This is a genomic window from Sphingomonas flavescens, from assembly GCF_030866745.1.
GTDB lineage: Bacteria > Pseudomonadota > Alphaproteobacteria > Sphingomonadales > Sphingomonadaceae > Sphingomicrobium > Sphingomicrobium flavescens.
Window position 1 is genome coordinate 2,466,716 of sequence record NZ_CP133016.1, and the last position, 19,600, is coordinate 2,486,315.

At 63.6% G+C, this 19,600-nt stretch carries 15 protein-coding genes and 1 tRNA gene; 9 read left to right on the plus strand and 7 right to left on the minus strand.

Going from position 1 to position 19,600, the window contains the following annotated elements; all coding sequences use genetic code 11:
- Positions 1-37: 37 nt before the first annotated feature.
- Genes astD through QU596_RS12650 form a run of 3 tightly spaced genes read right to left on the minus strand, consistent with a single transcriptional unit; the run spans position 38 to position 3,538 of the window.
- A complete protein-coding gene (gene astD, locus QU596_RS12640; RefSeq protein ID WP_308515944.1) occupies positions 38-1,465 on the minus strand; it encodes a succinylglutamate-semialdehyde dehydrogenase in 1,428 nt (475 codons plus the stop codon).
- 31 nt (positions 1,466-1,496) lie between these two features.
- Positions 1,497-2,873: a protein adenylyltransferase SelO family protein gene (locus QU596_RS12645; protein WP_308515945.1), complete on the minus strand. Its 1,377-nt coding sequence runs from the start codon at positions 2,871-2,873 to the stop codon at positions 1,497-1,499.
- A 35-nt stretch (positions 2,874-2,908) separates the two neighbouring features.
- Complete coding sequence (locus tag QU596_RS12650) at positions 2,909-3,538, minus strand: SCO family protein (RefSeq protein WP_308515947.1); 630 nt, start codon at positions 3,536-3,538, stop codon at positions 2,909-2,911.
- Positions 3,539-3,623: 85 nt separating this feature from the next.
- Here QU596_RS12650 and QU596_RS12655 point away from each other — a divergent pair, with 85 nt between their 5' ends.
- Positions 3,624-3,977 carry a PilZ domain-containing protein gene (locus QU596_RS12655; RefSeq protein ID WP_308515948.1) on the plus strand — a complete coding sequence of 118 codons (354 nt, stop codon included), beginning with the start codon at positions 3,624-3,626 and terminating at the stop codon, positions 3,975-3,977.
- 299 nt (positions 3,978-4,276) lie between these two features.
- On the opposite strand, the gene QU596_RS12660 is transcribed toward QU596_RS12655, so the two are convergent.
- Positions 4,277-4,350, minus strand: a tRNA-Cys gene (locus tag QU596_RS12660).
- A 182-nt stretch (positions 4,351-4,532) separates the two neighbouring features.
- Here QU596_RS12660 and QU596_RS12665 point away from each other — a divergent pair.
- The 4 genes from QU596_RS12665 to QU596_RS12680 are packed head-to-tail and all read left to right on the plus strand — an operon-like array spanning position 4,533 to position 9,267.
- Positions 4,533-5,180: a protein-L-isoaspartate O-methyltransferase family protein gene (locus QU596_RS12665; RefSeq protein WP_308515949.1), complete on the plus strand. Its 648-nt coding sequence runs from the start codon at positions 4,533-4,535 to the stop codon at positions 5,178-5,180.
- Between the two features lie 9 nt (positions 5,181-5,189).
- Positions 5,190-6,698, plus strand: a complete 1,509-nt coding sequence (locus QU596_RS12670; RefSeq protein WP_308515950.1) for a TolC family outer membrane protein — start codon at positions 5,190-5,192, stop codon at positions 6,696-6,698.
- A gap of 42 nt (positions 6,699-6,740) precedes the next feature.
- On the plus strand, positions 6,741-7,136 hold the full coding sequence (locus tag QU596_RS12675) for a DUF2497 domain-containing protein (protein ID WP_308515951.1): 396 nt from the start codon (positions 6,741-6,743) through the stop codon (positions 7,134-7,136).
- 37 nt (positions 7,137-7,173) lie between these two features.
- Positions 7,174-9,267 carry a S9 family peptidase gene (locus QU596_RS12680; protein ID WP_308515952.1) on the plus strand — a complete coding sequence of 698 codons (2,094 nt, stop codon included), beginning with the start codon at positions 7,174-7,176 and terminating at the stop codon, positions 9,265-9,267.
- On the opposite strand, the gene QU596_RS12685 is transcribed toward QU596_RS12680, so the two are convergent.
- Positions 9,264-10,988, minus strand: coding sequence for a cellulase family glycosylhydrolase (locus QU596_RS12685; RefSeq protein ID WP_308515953.1), 1,725 nt, complete (start codon positions 10,986-10,988; stop codon positions 9,264-9,266). The two genes, QU596_RS12680 and QU596_RS12685, sit on opposite strands and share 4 nt — an antisense overlap.
- A gap of 101 nt (positions 10,989-11,089) precedes the next feature.
- Here QU596_RS12685 and QU596_RS12690 point away from each other — a divergent pair, with 101 nt between their 5' ends.
- Together QU596_RS12690 and QU596_RS12695 are read left to right on the plus strand one after the other, a co-directional pair.
- Positions 11,090-13,987: a valine--tRNA ligase gene (locus QU596_RS12690; protein ID WP_308515954.1), complete on the plus strand. Its 2,898-nt coding sequence runs from the start codon at positions 11,090-11,092 to the stop codon at positions 13,985-13,987.
- 12 nt (positions 13,988-13,999) lie between these two features.
- A complete protein-coding gene (locus QU596_RS12695; RefSeq protein ID WP_308515955.1) occupies positions 14,000-15,466 on the plus strand; it encodes an MATE family efflux transporter in 1,467 nt (488 codons plus the stop codon).
- On the opposite strand, the gene QU596_RS12700 is transcribed toward QU596_RS12695, so the two are convergent.
- A complete protein-coding gene (locus tag QU596_RS12700) occupies positions 15,450-16,361 on the minus strand; it encodes a diacylglycerol/lipid kinase family protein (protein WP_308515956.1) in 912 nt (303 codons plus the stop codon). The genes QU596_RS12695 and QU596_RS12700 overlap by 17 nt on opposite strands.
- A gap of 68 nt (positions 16,362-16,429) precedes the next feature.
- On the opposite strand from QU596_RS12700, the gene hemB reads away from it, so the two are divergent.
- Together hemB and QU596_RS12710 are read left to right on the plus strand one after the other, a co-directional pair.
- The gene (hemB, locus tag QU596_RS12705) at positions 16,430-17,422 is read left to right on the plus strand and encodes a porphobilinogen synthase (protein ID WP_308515957.1); all 993 of its coding nucleotides are present in this window, start codon (positions 16,430-16,432) and stop codon (positions 17,420-17,422) included.
- Positions 17,415-17,999 carry a GNAT family N-acetyltransferase gene (locus QU596_RS12710; RefSeq protein WP_308515959.1) on the plus strand — a complete coding sequence of 195 codons (585 nt, stop codon included), beginning with the start codon at positions 17,415-17,417 and terminating at the stop codon, positions 17,997-17,999. Before hemB ends, QU596_RS12710 begins: the two co-directional genes overlap by 8 nt.
- A 1-nt stretch (position 18,000) precedes the next feature.
- On the opposite strand, the gene QU596_RS12715 is transcribed toward QU596_RS12710, so the two are convergent.
- Complete coding sequence (locus QU596_RS12715) at positions 18,001-19,578, minus strand: putative bifunctional diguanylate cyclase/phosphodiesterase (protein WP_308515960.1); 1,578 nt, start codon at positions 19,576-19,578, stop codon at positions 18,001-18,003.
- Positions 19,579-19,600 lie beyond the last annotated feature (22 nt).

The window sequence follows — 19,600 nt, forward strand, 5'->3', positions numbered from 1 at the left end:
CGCAAAGCGATCCACGGCCGTTACGCCTTGTCCCGTTTCAGTCTTCCTGAAAATTGGGGTCGGTCAGGCCTTCGCTGATGGTGGCGCGGACCCGATCGCCCTCGACACTGGTGACAGGATAGGCGCAATAGTCGGCAGCGTAGAAGGCGCTTGGCCGGTGGTTTCCGGATAAGCCGACGCCCCCGAACGGGGCATTTGAGGGCGCGCCGTTCGTCGGCTTGTTCCAGTTGATCACGCCCGCACGGACATTGGCCCAGAAGGTGTCGTAAAGCTCCGGACTTCCGCCGATGAGGCTTGCCGCCAGTCCGAACCGCGTGTTGTTCGCTTCGGCGATCGCCTGGTCGAATGTCTGCACGCGGATGACCTGCAGTACCGGGCCGAAGATCTCCTCATCGGGGCGATCGCGAACGTCGGTGACGTCGATGAGGCCGGGGGTGAGGAAAGGCTTGTCCTTTTCCGGCCGGTCCAGCCGCGCGAGAGGCTTTGCGCCCTTCATCATCAGGTTGAGCCACAATTCCTGAACGTGGTCGGCGGCGGCATTGTCGATCACCGGGCCCATGAATGGGGCGGGTTCGGCGAATGGCTCGCCAAGGATCATTCGGTCGAGCAGTTTCCTGATCGCAGCGATCAGCTCGTCGGCCTCGTCTTCCTTGACGATCAGACGGCGCGCCGCCGTGCAACGCTGTCCGGCCGAGAGATAGGCCGACTGGACGACGAGCGCCGCCGTCGCTTCCAGTTCCTTGGCGTTCCACACCACCAGCGGATTGTTGCCGCCGAGTTCGAGCGCCAGGATCTTGTGCGGCATCTCGGCGAATTGCTTGTGCAGAGCCATGCCGACGCGCGCGGACCCGGTGAACAGCAGCCCGTCGATGCCCGGATCGCCGGCCAAGGCGCGGCCTTGATCAGGGCCGCCGATCAGCAAGCGAACGACACCCTCTGGAATCTTCGCTTCGTGGAAGCAATTGACGAGGAATTCACCGACCGCCGGCGTCTTTTCCGAAGGTTTGAAGACGACCGCATTCCCGGCGATCAGGGCAGGAACGATATGGCCGTTCGGGAGGTGTGCCGGGAAGTTATATGGACCGAGCACCGCAAGCACGCCATGCGGTTTGTGGCGGACGGTGACCTTGTTGCCCAGCGCAGCTTCCATCCGGCGCTGCGGGGTCCGCTCTGCGTAGGCGTCGACTGAGATTTCGACCTTGTTGACGACGGCGCCGACCTCGGTCGTCGCCTCCCACAGCGGCTTCCCCGTTTCGCGCGCGATGAGCGTCGCGAAGTCAGCCTCGTTCTTGCGGACGACATTGGCGAACCTGCGTACGGCTTCGATCCGGTAAGCGTGCGAATGCGCGGCCCACTCCGGCCAGGCCGACCTCGCGGCAGCAACTTCGGTCGCGGCGCTACCGGCGCCACCTGACCACAGTTCCGCACCAGTGGCTGGCTCGTAGGAGGTTAGTGTCGCGCTCACGTCCGCGCTGCCCCTGTCGTACGCTGCGTTTTCAACGGTGCGGTGCATCCTGCTTGATTGCGGCCCCCATGCGCCGAATTGCCTTAACCTTGTTGTTAAACGCTTGCCAATCGTCACGCTCGGCAATGTCGGACCAGATTCGCTCCACCTCATCGATGGGCATGGAGCATGGCGCGGGATCGGACCAATATTCGTGCGTCGGCGGTATGCCGCGCCCCTCAAGCAATTTGGCGAGCGCGCGAAATTCTTCCGCAGGATATCGGTCAGCGCCCGGATCGCAGCCGCCGCGCCAGTCAAAGAAGACGCGGTCGATCGAGGCGGCCTTCGTCGCCAGCGCACGTATCAGCGCGCCAGCGACCGGTCGGTCGTTATCCCCCGCTACGATGCCGAGGCGGGCGACGAGCGCTTTCGTCAACTCATCCTCGAAACGACTGCTCCATGACCCGAGCAGCTCAGAAAGCGCCGGCGCGGCGGCATTGATCGCCAGGCACCCAGCCAATTGCGCAATGTCCCAGTGAATCGCTTCCGGTTGCCGTCCGAAAGCGTAGAGGCCGCCATGGTCGAAATAGGCGGCGGTGAATTCTGGATCCCAGAAGGGCGTGAATCGCCACGGACCATAATCGAAGCTTTCTCCGGTGATGTTGATATTGTCGCTGTTGAGCACGCCGTGCACGAATCCGACAGCAAGGTAGGACGCGGCCAAAGTCGCGGTGGCCGAACAGACGCGATCGAATAGCCGCGTGGCATTTCCTGCGTCGTCTTCGCCCGGTTGCGCGCCGTAAAGCTCGTCCAAGCAGTAGCGGGTCAACGCCTTCAAATTGTCGGCCTGACCGAAGAAGGCGAGGCGCTGAAAGGTCCCAATGCGGATGTGGCCATGGCTGAGCCGCGTCAGCACCGCCGACCGTGTGGGGGAGGGCTCATCGCCACGCTCCAGCTCTTCGCCGGTTTCGAATAGCGCGAAGGTCTTCGACGTGTTGACGCCGAGCGCCTCGAGCATCTCGGTCGCCAAAACCTCGCGCATTCCGCCCTTGAGCGTCAGGCGACCGTCAGCGTGGCGGCTGTAAGGCGTCTGGCCGGACCCCTTGGTGCCGAGCTCGAGCAGCCGGCCTTGGTCATCGCGAAACTGGGCGAAGGTGAAGCCGCGCCCATCTCCAATGTCCGGATTGTACACGCGAAATTGGTGACCGTGATATCGGAGCGCCAGCGGCTGCGGCAGATTGTCTGGCAGGGGCTCGAAGCGGCAGAAATGACTGGCCCAGCCAGCTTCATCCAGATCAAGACCGATCCGCTTCGCCCATCGGGTGTTGGCAAAGCGTATCGTGCATTGCGGGAAGTCGGCCGGCTGGACGGCGTCATAGAAATCCGGCCCAAGCGTCACGATTTTCGGGTCGGGTCGCGGGTCGGCCATAGGAAGCAAATGGGATCGTGCCGTGCCGGTTCCAACTAGCGCACGAGCGCTTTCAGTTTCTCTATCGCCGACGAATCGGGCTCGTCGGGAGCGATCGTGCTGGCGAAATTTCCATTCCGATCGAACAGCAGCGCTGTCGCCGTATGGTTCATCTCCTTGCCCATCGCCGCGTGCGGCGTCGGCTCGGCGAAAATCCCGAACTGCTTTTTGACTTGATCGATTTGGGCCTGATCGCCGGTGAGTCCGATGATCGGCGCGTTAAACAGGCTGGCATACTGGCCGACCTCTTTGGGTCCGTCATTCTTTGGATCGATGGTGACGAACACAAGGCGCAGCGCCTGATCGTTGGCGGCTTCCCGGCGCAGTTTTACCAGTCGGGAAAGGGTCGTCGGGCAGACATCGCCGCATCGCGTGAAGCCGAAATAGATGGCGTAAGGTTTGCCGGCCAGCGCCTGACTGGAAAAGCTCTTCCCATTTCCATCGACGAGGGTGAACGGACCGCCGAAGCTTGCTGCTCTGCCCGACGCCGTCGTTGGAACCGACGCGGTCTGCTCACGCGGGATGAGGTATAGCGCCGCGGCACCGGCGGCCGCGATCGCGACAAGCACCCACAGCAAGATACGCACGGTCCGGGCGGTCGATGTCTTGGAAACTTGCTCGGTCAACGGGAGTCCTTTCCGCAGGGCGCCCTAAACGTTTACTCTCTGGCAGCAACCGTCTGATACTCCGGCCTCAACCGGCGAGGATTTCATGGCAAGCAGCGCACCAACATCCGCGAAAGACGATCCCTTTGCGGATCGTCGCGTTTATCCGCGGGTGCCGGTCGCCTTGCCCGCATTCCTGCAGGCGGACGGAAAGCGGCACTTCGTGCAGATCCTCGATCTGTCGGCCGGCGGCGCGAAACTGAACTGCTCGCAGAAATTGGCGTCCGGGACTGCCGTGGTGCTGGATTGTGGAACGCTGGGTCGCGGCGCGGTGGTTCGCTGGCAGAATGGTGACGCGCTCGGTCTCTGCTTTGACCGCGAACTCGATCCCCGCGACGTGACGGCGCTGGCAGAGCGATCACAGGCGTTGGCAGCCTTGATCAAGACACGCGAAAGCTGACCGCGCGCGTATTGCAAAGATTTCATGGGAACTTGCGGGAAGTCCCGGCGCTTGGTGCCTATGCTGCGGCGCACAATCAGGTCGAACTTACAGGATAGCCGGTTCAGCGCGAACTGATCCCGTCATGAAAGTCATCCCCAAATTCCTTTGCCGCAGGATCGGCCATCGCCGGTCTTCGCGTGGCGCTTACCTCGATGAGCAAGAACATCGCTGGCGTTCGGTGTGCCGGCGATGCGGCGTGCCGCTGCGCAAGCACGGTCTTCGCGGCTGGGAAGAGGTTCGGGCGGAGGAGGAAGAAATGGAGGCCCGAGCCGGAATCGAACCGGCGTGCAAGGATTTGCAGTCCTCTGCGTAACCACTCCGCCATCGGGCCGGGGAGAGCGCGCGCTTTGGCGCGACCGTGCGGCTCAGGTCAACCCCGTCCCTCCCTTTGTCTTTCGATGAATGATGGTTGGCGCGGGTGGCGCTGGCCGATATGAGCCACCACATCGCCGGCCTTCGCGAAGCGCGCAGGTCGCGCTTGAACTTTAGGTGTGTTAGCGGCATATAACAGTTATGACGGTGCAGAGTCCGATCCCCGATTTCGCCGTGGCCCGCGAGGCGATGGTCGAAAGCCAGCTTCGCCCGCAGGGCGTGACCGATCCCGGCGTCCTTGACGCGATGGGGAAGGTCGCGCGCGAGAAATTCCTGCCGAGCCATACGCGGCCGCTGGCTTATGTCGATCGCGCCGTTGGGCTCGGCGGCAACCGCTTCCTCCCCGCGCCGGCGGTGCTTGGGCAATTGCTGACCCAGATGCGGCCTGAAGCGGGGCAAAGCGCTTTGGTGATCGGTGCAGGAACCGGCTATTCCGCGGCAGTGCTCACAGCGATTGGGCTGCGGGTCACGGCAATCGAAAGCGATGCGGAACTCATAGCGGCCGCAGGGCCGGGCGTGAGCCTCATCTCCGGCAATCTTGAATCGGGCTCTGCGAACGGCGGCTCGTTCGACCAGATCCTCATCGATGGCGCTGTCGAATATATTCCAGAAGCCATCATCGAGCAGCTGGCCGATGGTGGCCGGCTCGGGGCGGCACTGATCGACCGCGGAATCACGCGGCTGATCGTCGGGCGCAACGCTGGCGGGGCGTTCGGCTATCTTTCCATCGGCGATGCCGGAGTGCCGGCGCTGCCCGGTTTCACCCGGCGGCAGGCTTTCAGTTTTTAGGGGACGAGCGTGGTTCGCAAGCTCATTTCGGGGGCGCTCATCGCTGCGCTCATGGCAGGAACGGCCAGCGCAGATACGCTGCGCGAGGCGCTGGTCTCGGCTTACCAGACCAATCCGACGCTAAATTCGCAGAGAGAAACGCTGCGCGGAACTGACGCTACCGTCGCGATCGCCAAGGCCGCCGGCCGGCCGCAGGTGAGTGGACAAGTTGGGTTGAACCGCAACCTTACGCGCAGCGGCGTGATCGCCCAGACCCAGGGAAATTCTCATAACATCAGCCTGAGCGGCGGCATCGACATAACCTATCCGTTGTTCAACGGAGGTGCTGTCCGGAATAACGTGCGCGCAGCAGAAACGCGCGTCGAAGCGGGCAGGGCAACCCTGCGGGCGGTCGAAGGCGACGTGTTCACGCAGGCCGTGGCCGCGTACATGGACGTGATCCGCGACCGTGCGATCGTCGAGCTGAACCAGAACAACGTGAAGGTGCTCGACACGAACCTGCAGGCCACGCAGGACCGGTTTCAAATTGGAGATTTGACGCGCACCGACGTTGCGCAATCCGAAGCGCGTCTCTCGCTTGGTCGTTCGCAGCTGGCCACGGCGCAGGGCCGCCTGATCGGCAGCGAGGCCACCTACCGCCAGATCGTTGGTCATGCGCCGGGCGTACTGGCGCCGCCGCCGCCGCTGCCTCCGCTGCCAAAGACTGCCGACGAGGCGGTGCAGATCGCGCTCGCCAACAACCCGGACCTTGTGGCCATCAGTCGTCAGGCGGTTGCTGCCGGCTATGACGTGAATGTGGCGCGTGCAAGCCGCCTGCCCACCGTTGGCGCAGTCGCTTCAGGCGATTACGTCAACCAGATTACGGGTGGGACGAATGGTCTGAGCCGGGCCGGTACCGCCACTTCGATTGGCCTTTCCGCCAACATCCCCCTGTTTCAAGGCGGTCTACCTGCGGCGCGGATCCGTCAGGCGCAGGCACAGCAAGGCGCAGTGCTGGAACAGGTTGTTGGCACCGAACGCGCGGTGGTGCAGGCGGCAAGGGCCGCCTTCGCCAACTATGACGCGGCGCAGCGCGCGATCCAGGCAAATACTGTTGCGGTCCAGGCGAACCAGCTGGCGCTCGAAGGTAACCGTGCCGAGCAGGGCGTCGGTACGCGTACCATCATCGAAGTCCTGAACGCGGAGCAGGAATTGCTGAACGCGCAGGTGCTGCTCGTGACTGCCAAGCGCGATGCCTATGTGGCGGGTTTCCAGCTGCTCAACGCCATGGGTCAGGCACAGGCTCAATATCTGGGACTGGACGGCGGGCCGTTGTACGACCCGCTTGGCAACTATCGCACCGTTTCGAAGAACTGGAACGACTGGGCGAGTGATCCGCGTCATCCAACGATCTCCACCCGTACGGTGGCACCCGAGGAAATGCCGGCCGCGCCGATCGTGACTTCCGAGGTAGGAACACCGAGGATCGACCCGACCCCGCCAGTAATCACGACGGGCGTGACTCCGACCCCGCAATAACGTTACTGCTTGGCCATGCAGTCGCCAGGCCGTGAACCTTCGATGGAAGACATCCTTGCCTCGATCAAGAAAGTGATCGCGGAGGAGAAAGATTTGCGCGCGGCGCCGGCGCCTGAGCGAGTCGAGGAAGATTCCTTACCAGAGGATGTGGACGGCGACGACGTGCTTGAGCTCGACGAGCCGCTTGCACCACCCATCGACCTGGGTCCGCCGCTGGTTGATGAGCAAGCCGCTGGCCGGAGCCGCCAGCGACTGGAAGAGCTCCAAACCGTCGCCGCGACGGCCCCCCCCCCGCCGGCTGGCCCCAACCCCCTTGAAGAAATCATTCGCGGGATGCTCCGCCCGATGCTGAAGCAGTGGCTCGACGAGCATTTGCCGCAAATGGTCGATGAGCACGTGAAGCGCGAAATCTCCCGGATCACCGGACGCCCACTCTAATCTTCCCGCTCTGCCGCGGGTTTGCTACGCCACCGGCATGATTCAGTTCAAAATGCTCCTCGCCGTCGCAGCTTCCGCGCTTGCGACTTCCCCGCTCGTCGCCAGGCCGATGACCGCGGCCGACATGCAGTCGATGCACCGCGTCGGCGCGCCGGAAGTTTCGCGCGACGGGCGCTACGCGGTCTTCACGATCTCGGACACGGACTGGAGCAAGAACAAGCGAAGCAACACGCTACATCTGCTCGACCTGCGCCGCCCGGGTGCCGCGCCGATACCCATCAAGGGCGCGGAAAAGGCGCATGATGCGGTGTTCGGACCCGATGGTGCCCTTTACTTCCTAATGGCCGCTGGCGACCAGGATCAGCTATTCCGCATGCCTGTCGGCGGCTCGCCTGTGCAGATCAGTAACTTCAAGGGCGACATCAGCGGATTCCGGCTGGCGCCGAACGGGTCGACCGTGGTCGTCTGGGCTGATCGCGACCTTCGGTGCACCGACCTAGCCTGCGCCGGATTGCCGGCCAAGCGGCCGACCGGATCGGGCCGCACCTATGACCAACTGTTCGTCCGGCACTGGGATACGTGGGCGGAGCCGGGCGTGAAGTCGCGGTTGTTCAGCTTCGCGGTTTCGGGCGGCAAGCTTGTCGGGAGCGGCACGCCGCTTACTGGGGCACTGGTCGGCGACACGCCGTCCAAGCCATTCGGGGGAGCCGAGGAGATTTCGCTCTCGCCCGACGGCCGCACCGTCTTCTTCACACTTCGGGAAGCGGGCCGGATCGAGGCCAAGTCAACCAACCTCGACATCTTCCAGGTGTCGGCGGACGGGTCCGCGGCGCCGATCAACCTGACCGATGCGAACGACGGCACCGACACGTTGCCGACAGTCTCGCCGGACGGACGTACGCTGGCCTACGTCGCGATGGCGCGACCGACGTACGAGGCCGACCGCCAAGTGCTGCAACTGCGCGACCTCGCGACAGGCCAGACCCGCGCGATCACGCAAAAGTGGGATCGTTCAATCGACTCGATTGCCTGGTCGAACGATGGACGCTCGCTTTTCGTGACGGCCGGCGACACGCTCGAAGAACCGGTGTTCCGCGTCAACGCTTCGACCGGCGCGGTGACCCGCCTGACGGGCGACGGCCACTACGGGAACGTCCGTGTGTTGGCCGGTGGCGGCCTGCTCGCGACAATGAACAGCATCATGGCGCCGGATGACATCTACCGGATCGATGCCGGCGGCCGGAACGTCAAGCTGACCGACGTCAATCGCGAGTTGTTGGCGCAGCTCGACCCGGTCACCTTCCAGAAATTCAGCTTCAAGGGCGCCAACAATGACACCGTCTGGGGCTGGACTTTGAAGCCGGTGATGAACCGGCCACTGCCGATCGCCTTCCTGGTGCACGGCGGGCCGCAGGGCAGCTTTTCGAATAGCTGGTCGTACCGCTGGAACCCGCGGCTGTTCACTGCGCCCGGCTACGCCGCGGTCAGCGTCGATTTCCACGGGTCGACCGGATACGGCCAGGCCTTCACCGACGCGATCAATCGGAACTGGGGCGGTTGGCCGCTCGAGGATCTGCAGAAGGGCCTTGCCTACATCACTGCCAAGGACCCGCAGCTGGACGCGGCGAACGCCTGCGCACTTGGCGGATCCTACGGCGGCTACATGATGAACTGGATCGAAGGCCGCTGGCCCGACCGTTTCAAGTGCATCGTCCAGCATGACGGCGTGTTCGATGCGCGGGCCATGGCCTACGAAACCGAAGAGCTATGGTTCGACGAGTGGGAGCATGGCGCGAAGGCCTATTACGAAGCTCCGGCCGAGTTCGAGAAGTGGAACCCGGTCAATTACGTCCAAAACTGGCGGACGCCGCAGCTGGTGATCACGTCGGAAAAGGACTTCCGCATCCCCTACACGCAGGGCATCGCGGCCTTCACCGCATTGCAGCAGCGGAATATCCCCTCGCGGCTGCTGATCTTCCCGGACGAGAACCATTGGGTCCTGAAGCCGAAGAACTCGGTGCAGTGGTACGACGAGGTCTTCGGCTGGATGGGCCGGTACATCGGCGGGCAGATGCCGGCGGTGCAGCCGGTTCCAACGCCGACGGCCAAGACCAAGCCCGAGCGTGGCTAGCGAACGCTGATCGTCCGCAGCTGGAGTCTGCCGCGAACGACGGCGAGCTTCAGCCGGTTGTCGCCACGTTGAAACAGCGTCGGCGGTAGCGTCAGCGTCTGCCAGCCAGTGGTCGCCTCTACGTTGAGGCGCAGCGTGGTGCCGCCGCCAATGTTGACGGTGAGTTCGGCAGGGGCTTCGGAGCCGAGGTCGAGGGAAACGGTTCGTTCTGCCTGTCGATCGGCTTTGACTGTGTACTGCATCCATTCGCCTGCTTCGAAGGCAGTCACGTAAGGCTGACCCGCCTCGTCGCGAGCGATGTCGACGCCATCGTTGCGATAGGTGCGGCCGTCATTCCATTCGACCCGCTCTCCGCCGGTCGTGACGTGGTAATTGGCATCGACCTTATCGAAATAGGCGACGCCCGGAGGCCCGAGGTCGTAGTCGACCGCGGCGATGGTCAGCGGCGCCGCGCGCAAGCGATGCGGCTTGAACGCGATTGCGCGATCGTCATGCGGTTGCCGGAACATCGCGTCGATGACATCCGGGTGCACGATGTTGTTCGCGTAAGCTATGTCGTGATTGGCTAACGTAAGCATTGCCGCCCGCGCCTCGCTGGCAGTGGGCTTCGGACCCTTGCCGGTGAGATAGGCGACGACGCGCTTCCAGCCCGGATTGGGCACGACCTCGAGCGGATTGTTGAAACCGAGCTTCTTGAGCGGCCACCAGGCCCAGCCGATCTTGTGCCGTTCGACGAGCTTGATCGCGTCCCGGTACCAGGCGTTCGAATTCTCGCCGCTCTCGCCGAGCCAGATCGGGCGGCCCGTCGCCTCGCGCAGTTTGAGGATGCCGTCGATCGAAGCATTGTCGTTGCGGTTCCAATATTTGTGGAAGCTGAGGACTAGCTTGCCGTCCCAGTCGGGCATGATGCCTGCATAATTGTTGCCCCAGCAATTGCCCTCGATCACGATCAGGTGGTCGCGGTCGTGCTCACGAATGGCCGTCGTGATTTTCTTGTAGAGCGCGGTGATTGGCGCGTTCCTTTTGTCCTCGCAGCCGTGTCCGCCTCCGGGGCCGTCGAAGTCCCAATTGGGCTCGTTGAGGATGTCATAGCCACCGACCCACGGGTTGTTCGCGTAGCGGCGGGCGAGCTCGCGCCACAGCGCCACCGTGCGCCGCTGGTTTTCCGCGCTGTCCCACAGAGAGGGCTTGCTCGGGTCGCGGTCGGAGATGGCGAGGTCGGTGCCCTGGCCGCCCGGCGCGGCGTGTAAATCCAGAATCACCCACATGCGGTTGGCGGCGGCCCATTCGAGCAGGCGGTCGACCCGCCGGAAGCCATCTTCGCGCCAGCGGTCCTGCCCGGCCGGCGCGTCAGTGTCGAGGAACAGTGCCTGATGCATGGGGAGGCGAACCGCGTTGAAGCCCCACCTTCCTAGGGCATCCATGTCTGCTCGGGTCATGTGATTGTCGAGCCAGGCTTGCTGGAATTGATCCACGGCGTCCTGCCCGGCCAATGCGGCGAGCTTGCGATGAATGACGTGCTGCTGCCCTAGTTCGCCGAGGTTCAGCATATAGCCTTCCTGCAGCATCCAGCCGCCGAGACCCATGGCGCGAAGGATTACCGGCTTGCCGGTACCGTCGACGATCTCCTTGCCGCGAACGTCGAGAAAGCCCTCACGCGCGGTTGCCGCAGTGGAGCAGCCGATGGCTAGCAAAGCCGCGATCAGGCGCCGACCGATCACATCGCCCTCCTGTGAACGTTCACACGACGCAGCATCGGCCTATCCTCGCGCGACCGCAAGGCCGGGTTGTCACTGTGGGGCGCCTTGGTTAGTCGCCGCGCATGGCCGAACTCCCCAAAACCTTCGAACCCCGCGCGATCGAGGATCGCTGGTACGCGCACTGGGAAAGCACGGGCCTGTTCCGACCGCACCGGCCCGACGCGACGCCGTTCACGATCGTCATGCCGCCGCCCAACGTCACCGGCTCGCTGCACATCGGCCATGCGCTCGACAATACGCTGCAGGACATCCTGACACGGCGCGAGCGGATGCGCGGCAAGGACGCTCTGTGGGTGGTCGGCACGGACCACGCCGGCATCGCCACGCAAATGGTCGTCGAGCGCAACCTGGAGAGCCAAGGGATCAAGCGCGCGGACATCGGCCGCGAAGCCTTTTTGCAGCACGTGTGGGAGTGGAAGGCTCAGTCGGGCGGCGCGATCACGCGCCAGCTTCGGCGGCTCGGCGCCAGCTGCGACTGGGCGAATGAGCGGTTCACGATGGACGAGGGCTTCTCGAAGGCGGTGATCAAGGTCTTTGTCGAGCTCTACAACCGCAAGCTGCTCTACCGCGCCAAGCGGCTGGTGAACTGGGACCCCAAATTCCAGACGGCGATCAGCGATCTCGAGGTCGAGAACCGCGAAGTCCCGGGACACATGTGGCACTTCAAATACCCGCTCGAAGGGGGTCAGACCTACACTTACGTGGAGAAAGATGCGGACGGAAACGTCACGCTTCGGGAAGAGCGCGACTATATCTCGATCGCGACGACACGGCCGGAAACGATGCTCGGTGACGGCGCGGTCGCGGTGCACCCCGACGACGAGCGCTATCGGCCGATCGTCGGCAAACTTTGCGAGATCCCGGTGGGTCCGAAAGAGCATCGGCGGCTGATCCCCATCATTACCGACGAGCATCCCGATCCGAACTTTGGGTCGGGCGCGGTGAAGATCACCGGCGGGCATGATCTGAACGACTATGGCGTGGCGCAGCGTAACGGGCTGCCCATGTACCGGCTGATGGATTCGACCGCGCATATGCGCAGCGACGGGCCGTCCTATGCCGCGTCCGCCGAGCGCGCGCAGGCTATGGTCAGAGGGGAGCAAGTCTCGCCCGAGGAAGTCGATGCGCTGAACCTCGTTCCGGAAGCTTACCGCGGGCTCGACCGCTACGATGCCCGCAAGCAGGTCGTTGCGGACATCGACGCCGAAGGCCTGATGCTTCAGGTCGAGGATAAGATGATCATGCAGCCGTTCGGCGACCGCTCGGGCGTGGTCATCGAGCCGATGCTCACCGACCAATGGTATGTCGACGCGGAAACGCTCGCCAAGCCGGCGATCGAAGCGGTTCGTTCAGGCAATATCGCTGTCGTGCCCGAAACCTGGAAGAAGACATGGTTTAACTGGCTGGAGAACATCCAGCCATGGTGCGTCTCACGCCAGTTGTGGTGGGGACATCGCATTCCGGCTTGGTACGGTCCCGATAAGGATGACGAATCCTATCGCGAAATTGTGCAAGGCGGCGTCGGAAAAGCCAGAGTTTTCGTGTCCGAGAATGAAGCGGATATCCGCGCTGAAGCAGCGGCCTATTATGGCTTGGCTCCGGACCAGATCGTTCTCGAAGATTCGGATGAAGCGGGCGCTGCCGGGCTCCGTTGGTTGGACGAGCCAAATCCCTCGGTCGTCCTTTGGCGAGATAAAGACGTGCTGGACACCTGGTTCTCGTCCGCGCTGTGGCCATTCGCGACGCTCGGGTGGCCGGACAACACGCACGATCTCCAGCGCCACTATCCGAACGACGTGCTGATTTCGGGCTTCGACATCATCTTCTTCTGGGATGCCCGCATGGCGATGCAGGGCTTCGAGTTCATGGGTGAGCGCCCGTGGAAGACGCTCTATCTCCATGGCCTCGTCCGCGACGCCAAGGGTCAGAAGATGTCCAAGTCGAAGGGCAATACGGTCGATCCGCTCGGCCTGATCGACCAGTACGGCGCCGATGCGCTGCGCTTCACGCTGGCGGCCATGGAAAGCCAGGGCCGCGACATCAAGCTCGATGAGAAGCGGGTCGAGGGCTACCGCAACTTCGCGACGAAGCTGTGGAATGCGGCGCGCTTCCTGCAGATGAATGGCGTGGGCGCGAGCGAGAGCATCGCGGCGCCTGAAGCTTCCCTACCGGTCAACCGTTGGATCATCGGCGAAGTGGTCGAAACGCTGGGCAAGCTCGACCGCGCGTTCGACGACCTGCGCTTCGACGACATGGCTAGCGCCATCTACCATTTCGTCTGGGGTACGTTCTGCGACTGGTACGTCGAGCTGATCAAGGGCGCGTTTGATGAGGAGACCAAGCGCGTCGCGGCCTGGGCGTTCGACCAGATCCTGGTGATGCTCCACCCGCTGATGCCCTTCATTACCGAGGAACTGTGGAACGCGAACGAGCGGCCATACGAACTGATCGTCGCTAAGTGGCCTGCGCCCGAGGCGTCCATAGACGCGGATGCAAAGGCCGAACTGGACTGGCTTGTTCGGCTGGTCGGCGAGCTGCGGTCGGCGCGGACCGAGCTCAATGTTCCGCCTTCGGCCAAGTTGCACCTGTTCGCTGCGGACGCATCTGAGGCGACTGCGGCGCGACTAGATCGACAATTTGCGACGCTGCAGCGGCTGGCGCGGCTGGAGTCGATCCAGCTCTCGACATTCGCCGGCGCCGGGGCGGCGCAGGTTGTCGTCGACGAAGCGACCTACGCGCTACCGCTGGAAGGCGTGATCGATCTCGCGGCCGAACGCGATCGTCTGGCCAAGGGCGCGGCGGCGGCAGAAAAGGAACGCGACAGCCTAGCCGTGCGTCTGGGTAACCCGAACTTCACCGAGCGTGCGAAACCGGAGGCCGTCGAAAAGGCGCGGGCCGATCATGACGCGAAGGCGGCCGAGGCCGATCGTCTCCGCGCGGCGCTGGAGCGGCTCGGCTAACAGGAGCAGAGGATGGCGAGCAGAGCCGGGGGCGCCCCGAAACGCGGCGACCTCACGCAGGGCAACATCGGCCCGACGCTGCTCAAGTTTGCGCTGCCGACGCTTGCCTCGTCGATCCTGCAGTCGCTGAACGGGACGATCAATTCGATTTGGGTCGGGCGGCTGCTCGGCGAGGGTGCGCTGGCCGCGACGTCCAACGCCAACATGGTCATGTTCCTGCTGACGGCCTTCGTCTTCGGCTTCGGCATGGCCTCGACCATTCTCATCGGCCAATATTGGGGTCGGAAAGACGTCGACGAGGCGCGGCGGATCTTCGGCACCGCCATGGGCGCCTTCACCGTAGTCACTATCCTGGTCGGCATCGCCGGCTACTTCCTGGCGGGTTCGATCTTGAAGCTGCTCGGCACGCCGGGCGACGCCGCGAAGCTCGCGCTCGATTATCTGCAGGTCATCTTCCTCGCCATGCCGGCGCTGCTGCTGCTGACGCTAATGATGATGGCGCTGCGCGGGGCGGGGGACAGCCTGACGCCGCTATGGTTCATGATCATCGCTGTCGTGCTCGACAGTGGGCTCAACCCGTTCTTCATCCGCGGCTTCGGGCCGATCCCCGCGATGGGCATTGCAGGATCCGCTCTGTCCACGCTGGTCGGCAATTACGTCAGCATGATCGGGCTGCTGATCTACATATACGCGCGCGACCTCCCGCTTCGGCTGCGCGGCGCGGAGTTGCGTTACCTCCTGCCCAAACCGGCTATTCTCAAGACGATCATCGTCAAAGGGTTTCCGATGGGCCTGCAGATGGTCGTCATCTCCCTTTCCGCGCTCGCGCTGATCGGGATCGTCAATAGCGAGGGCGTCGATACGACCGCGGCCTTCGGGGTCGCGATGCAGCTGTGGACCTATGTCCAGATGCCGGCGATGGCGATCGGCGCAGCGGTCAGCGCCATGTCCGCTCAGAACATCGGCGCAAGACTGTGGGACCGGGTCGGGCAAATCACGAAGAGCGGCATCGTGTTGGTGCTAATCATCACCGGCGCGCTCATCGTGTTGCTGACGCTCGCAGACCGGACTGTGCTGGCGTTATTCATGGGCAGCGACAGCCCCGCGCTGCCGATCGCGCGGCATATCCACATGCTGGCGACGTGGAATTTCCTGCTGTTCGGCGTGACCATGGTGCTGTTCGCGACCGTGCGCGCGAACGGCGCGGTGTGGGCGCCACTGATCGTGCTTGGGATCGGACTGTTACCGGTGCGGTTCGGGTGGATCTTCGCGACCCGGGATTGGCTGGGCGCCGACGCTATCTGGCTAAGCTTCCCCGTCAGCTCGACCGCCAATGTCGCGATGGCGGCGCTATATTATTGGAAGGGCAATTGGCGGAAAGCGCAATTGCGGGCGGAGCAGGTGCCAAGCACGGACGAGTGCATCGAGCACGCCGAAGCAACGCGTGAGCCGGGCGGCGCGCTCAACCCGTCGGGTTAGGATCGCGCGGCGCGGCGACCTCGATGCAGGCGTCGGCGATTTCGATGGTTACGGGTGTCTTGGCGACCAGCTCGCCATCGACGCTGATTTTCTGCGCGGGATGGGCGTCCAATTGCAGCTTGCAGCCGCGCCATTCGGTGACGGTCTGCTCCTTCGCGCTGAGCTTGAGAAGCGTCGCGAACCAGCTCCATGCCAAGCGTATTAGGCTGCGGCCGGTCACGGCCTGGATGACGATGTCGCCGCTATCCAGCTCCTGGCTCTCGACTAGCTCGACCCCACCATGATGCGTTCCATTGGCGATCCGCGCCTCGGTCGCCCACACGCGATGCCGCTTCCTCTCATCATCGGTGACTATCAGCCGGAATGGCCGGAACTTGAACGCCACGCGTACCGCCCACAGCATGTAGCCGAACATGCCGAGATAGCGCTTGAGCTTGTGGGGTACGGTGTCGGCGATCAGCGGCGACAGACCCAGCGCGGCTGCGTTTGCAAAATAGTCGCCGTCGATCATGCCGAGGTCGATCCGCCGACGCTGCCCGTTGGCGATCGCGTCGACGGCAGAGTCGAGATTGTCGCCGATGCCCAGGGTCTTGGCGAAACTGTTGGCGGTGCCCAGCGGCAGGATTGCGAAGACCGTGTCCTTGCCTACGAAAAAGTCGACGTTGGAGCTGAGCGACCCGTCACCGCCCCCGATGATGACCATTGGCGCCTTGGCGATCGCCGCTTTGACAGTCGGCTCCATTTCCTCCGGCTCGTGGACGGCGTGGCTATCGATCAACCGCACACCCGCAGCGGTCAGCTTGTCCCGTGCCTCTTCGAAGACGTCCGCGCCTCTGCGGCTCATCGCGTTAACGATGAGAATTGCCTCCTTCGGAAGATCAGCAGTTGCGGACATTCGCCTCACAACAGGCGATGGCCCTTTTGGGTTCACCCGGACAGGAGAAAGACCTAGAGGCGCGGACCATGACCGCTTCATATCCCGCCCTTCGCATGCGCCGCGGCCGCTCCAGCGGCTGGATGCGTTCGATGCTTGCCGAGAACCGGCTTCATCCAAGCGATTTCATCTGGCCCGCGTTTATCTGTGATGGTCAGGATTGCGAGCAGCCGATCGGGGCGCTCCCCGCGGTCAGCCGCTGGAGCGTCGATCGCATCGGCGCCAAGGCGAAGGAAGCGGCTACCCTCGGCATACCCTGCATCGCACTGTTCCCCAACACGCCCGAGGGATTGCGCACCGAGCGCGCGGAAGAGGCGCTTAACGGAGGCAACCTCATCTGCCAGGCGATCAAGGCGATCAAGGATGCGGCGCCCGAGATCGGCGTGCTGACCGACGTCGCGCTGGATCCCTACACGGCGCACGGTCACGACGGGATCGTCGATGTGCAGGGTAACGTCATCAACGACGAGACCGTCGAGATCCTCGTCGAGCAGGCGCTGGTGCAGGCCGCGGCGGGGGCGGATATCGTCGCGCCGTCGGACATGATGGACGGCCGCGTCGCTGCGATCCGCGAGGCGTTGGAGCGCGAGGGGCATCAGAATGTCGCGATCATGGCCTACGCGGCGAAGTACGCCTCGGCTTTCTATGGACCGTTCCGCGATGCCGTCGGCTCGCGCGGGCGGCTGAAGGGCGACAAGCGCGGATATCAGATGGACCCGGCCAACATCGAGGAGGCCCTGCGCGAGGTTGAGCTGGACTTAGCGGAAGGTGCCGACTTCGTAATGGTGAAGCCGGGGCTTCCGTATCTCGACGTAGTCGCGCGGGTGAAGGACGCGTTCGGCGTTCCTACCTTCGCGTACCAGGTGAGCGGCGAGTATGCGATGATCGAGCATGCCGCGGCTGCGGGCGCGGGCGATCGCGACGCGCTGATTCTCGAGACTTTGCTGGCGTTCAAGCGGGCCGGCGCGACCGGCGTCCTGACCTATCACGCGCTCGACGCTGCCCGGCTTATCAATGGCTAGGATCGTCGCGCAGACCGAGCGGTTGCGGCTCCGGGAGTGGGATGCCGACGACGAAACACGCTTTTATGAGGTGATGAACCGCCCCGACGTGATGACCCATCTGGGTGGCGTCCAAACCCCGGAAGAATGGTGTGCGGCCTATCAGCGCGTGGTCGCTTTCCAGGAGGATTATGGCCACACCTTCTGGATCATGGAGGATGCGGATGGCTATCAGATCCTCGGCTTCTGCGGCATCAAGCGATCCAACGCCCCGGGCGCCGGCAGCCTGACGGGAAAGCATGAGATCGGCTGGCGGCTGCGGCCGGAGGCGTGGGGAAAGGGGCTCGCGAAGGAAGCTGCGATCGTCAGCCTCGATCTGGCGTTTGGGCAATTCGAGGCACCGGACGTCATTGCCACGACGCTGAAAGAAAATAGCGCGAGCCAGGGCCTGATGAAGCGGCTCGGCATGACCCGTCGTGAAGACCTGGATTATATCGATACGCGGTTCGGACCGGAGATGAACCCGAGCATCGTCTATCTGATCTCGGCGGACGACTGGCCGGCCGCGCGCGTTGCCGCGCTCAAGCCGCTGGGCTAGCCTACCAGCGGCGGTTCGCCTTCCGGGGCGCCTCGGTGTCGCGAACTTGCGGCGTTTCAGGCGTGGGCGGCGGCAGCGCTTCGTTGCCGCTCATTTCCAGGAAGCTGCGAACGGCTTCGGCGGAGATGGCGCGGCCGAACAGCCAGCCTTGCGCCTCCGAGCAGCCAAAGTCCGCGAGCGCATTGCGAATTTGTTCGGACTCCACGCCCTCCGCGGTGATCGGCACGTCGAGATTGTGGCCGAGCCCGGCGATCGTGCTGACGATGGCCGCGGTCTGCTCGCTCTTCACGATGGTCGTGATGAAGCTCTTGTCGATCTTGATGCGATCGAGAGGCAGGCGATTGACTTGCGCGAGGCTCGCGTAGCCCGTGCCGAAATCGTCGAGCGAGATGCTGACGCCGACATTCTTGAGGCTGCGGATGATGGTCAGGACCTGGTCGCGGTCTTCCAGTAGTGAGCCTTCGGTAATCTCGACTTCAAGGCGATTGGCCGGGAAGCCCGATAGGCTCAGAAGGCGGAGGATCTGCTCGGCGAGCGTCGGGTCCCGGAACTGAATTGGCGACACGTTCACAGCGAGCCGAAGGTGGGGTGGCCATTCACGCGCTTCGTTGAGGGCGCGTTCGAAGACCGACATCGTCAGCGGAGCAATCAGACCGGTACGCTCGGCCGCCTCGATGAACGCCTCCGCTTCCTGCAGGCCGCGAGATGGCGAGCGCCAGCGAGCGAGCGCTTCGAAGCCGATGATCTGGCGCGTCTTGAGGTCCACCAGCGGCTGAAAGAACGGAATAAACTCGCCGGATTTGATGCCGAGGCGAATGTCCTCCTCTAGCTTCAAACGCTCGGTCAGTTCGCGCTCAAGTTCGGCGTCAAACCAAGCGGCATTGTTTCGCCCAGCGCGCTTGGCCGCATAAAGTGCAACGTCGCTGCTGCGCAGAACGCCCTCATCGTCCTTGCTGGACGACAAATGTGCCAGACCCAGAGAGGCAGTGACCGTTATCTGCGCGCCCTCGACGAACATCGGTGTAGCGAGAGTCGACCGAATCTTCTCCGCGACGGCCTCCGCAGCTCGATCGTCCAGGCCTGGCAGAAGCACCGCAAATTCGTCGCCGCCGGTTCTGGCGCAGCAGGCGTTCGCCGGCGCCGATTTCTGGAGTATTTCGGCCAACCGAAGCAGAACCTTGTCTCCGGCCAAGTGGCCGTAGAGATCGTTCAGACGCTTGAAATGGTCGAGATCGAGCACGAGGAACACGCCATTGCGACCGCTCTCGAGCGCTTCACCGAGCGACCGCATGAGTTCGCGGCGGTTGGCGAGTCCGGTGCCCGGATCGGTATTGGCGTTTCGCTGCGCGACGCGCTCGGCTTTTTCATAGGCGTCGAGCGCATTCTTCAGATCCTTTGATCGGCGCCAGCCGAACAGAATGATCGCAATATTCAAAATGAATGCGATTTTCAGGGTGTTCGCGGAGTCGGTCAGCTCCGCGCCGAGGAGCGCTGCCGGCAACACCTGACTGCCCAGCGCAACAAACAGCAACACCGCCGCCAGCGTTGCGCAGGTTGTGATGACATGGCTCCCGGCCATGCGAACGGTTTTGTTCTGAACC

Excerpts from the sequence above, each read along its gene's own strand:
- QU596_RS12645 (WP_308515945.1), bottom strand. The coding sequence starts at position 2,873 with ATGGCCGACCCGCGACCCGACCCGAAAATCGTGACGCTTGGGCCGGAT.
- QU596_RS12655 (WP_308515948.1), top strand. The coding sequence starts at position 3,624 with ATGGCAAGCAGCGCACCAACATCCGCGAAAGACGATCCCTTTGCGGAT.
- QU596_RS12665 (WP_308515949.1), top strand. The coding sequence starts at position 4,533 with ATGACGGTGCAGAGTCCGATCCCCGATTTCGCCGTGGCCCGCGAGGCG.
- QU596_RS12675 (WP_308515951.1), top strand. The coding sequence starts at position 6,741 with ATGGAAGACATCCTTGCCTCGATCAAGAAAGTGATCGCGGAGGAGAAA.
- QU596_RS12680 (WP_308515952.1), top strand. The coding sequence starts at position 7,174 with ATGATTCAGTTCAAAATGCTCCTCGCCGTCGCAGCTTCCGCGCTTGCG.
- QU596_RS12690 (WP_308515954.1), top strand. The coding sequence starts at position 11,090 with ATGGCCGAACTCCCCAAAACCTTCGAACCCCGCGCGATCGAGGATCGC.
- QU596_RS12695 (WP_308515955.1), top strand. The coding sequence starts at position 14,000 with ATGGCGAGCAGAGCCGGGGGCGCCCCGAAACGCGGCGACCTCACGCAG.
- QU596_RS12700 (WP_308515956.1), bottom strand. The coding sequence starts at position 16,361 with ATGTCCGCAACTGCTGATCTTCCGAAGGAGGCAATTCTCATCGTTAAC.
- hemB (WP_308515957.1), top strand. The coding sequence starts at position 16,430 with ATGACCGCTTCATATCCCGCCCTTCGCATGCGCCGCGGCCGCTCCAGC.
- QU596_RS12710 (WP_308515959.1), top strand. The coding sequence starts at position 17,415 with ATGGCTAGGATCGTCGCGCAGACCGAGCGGTTGCGGCTCCGGGAGTGG.
- QU596_RS12715 (WP_308515960.1), bottom strand. The coding sequence starts at position 19,578 with ATGGCCGGGAGCCATGTCATCACAACCTGCGCAACGCTGGCGGCGGTG.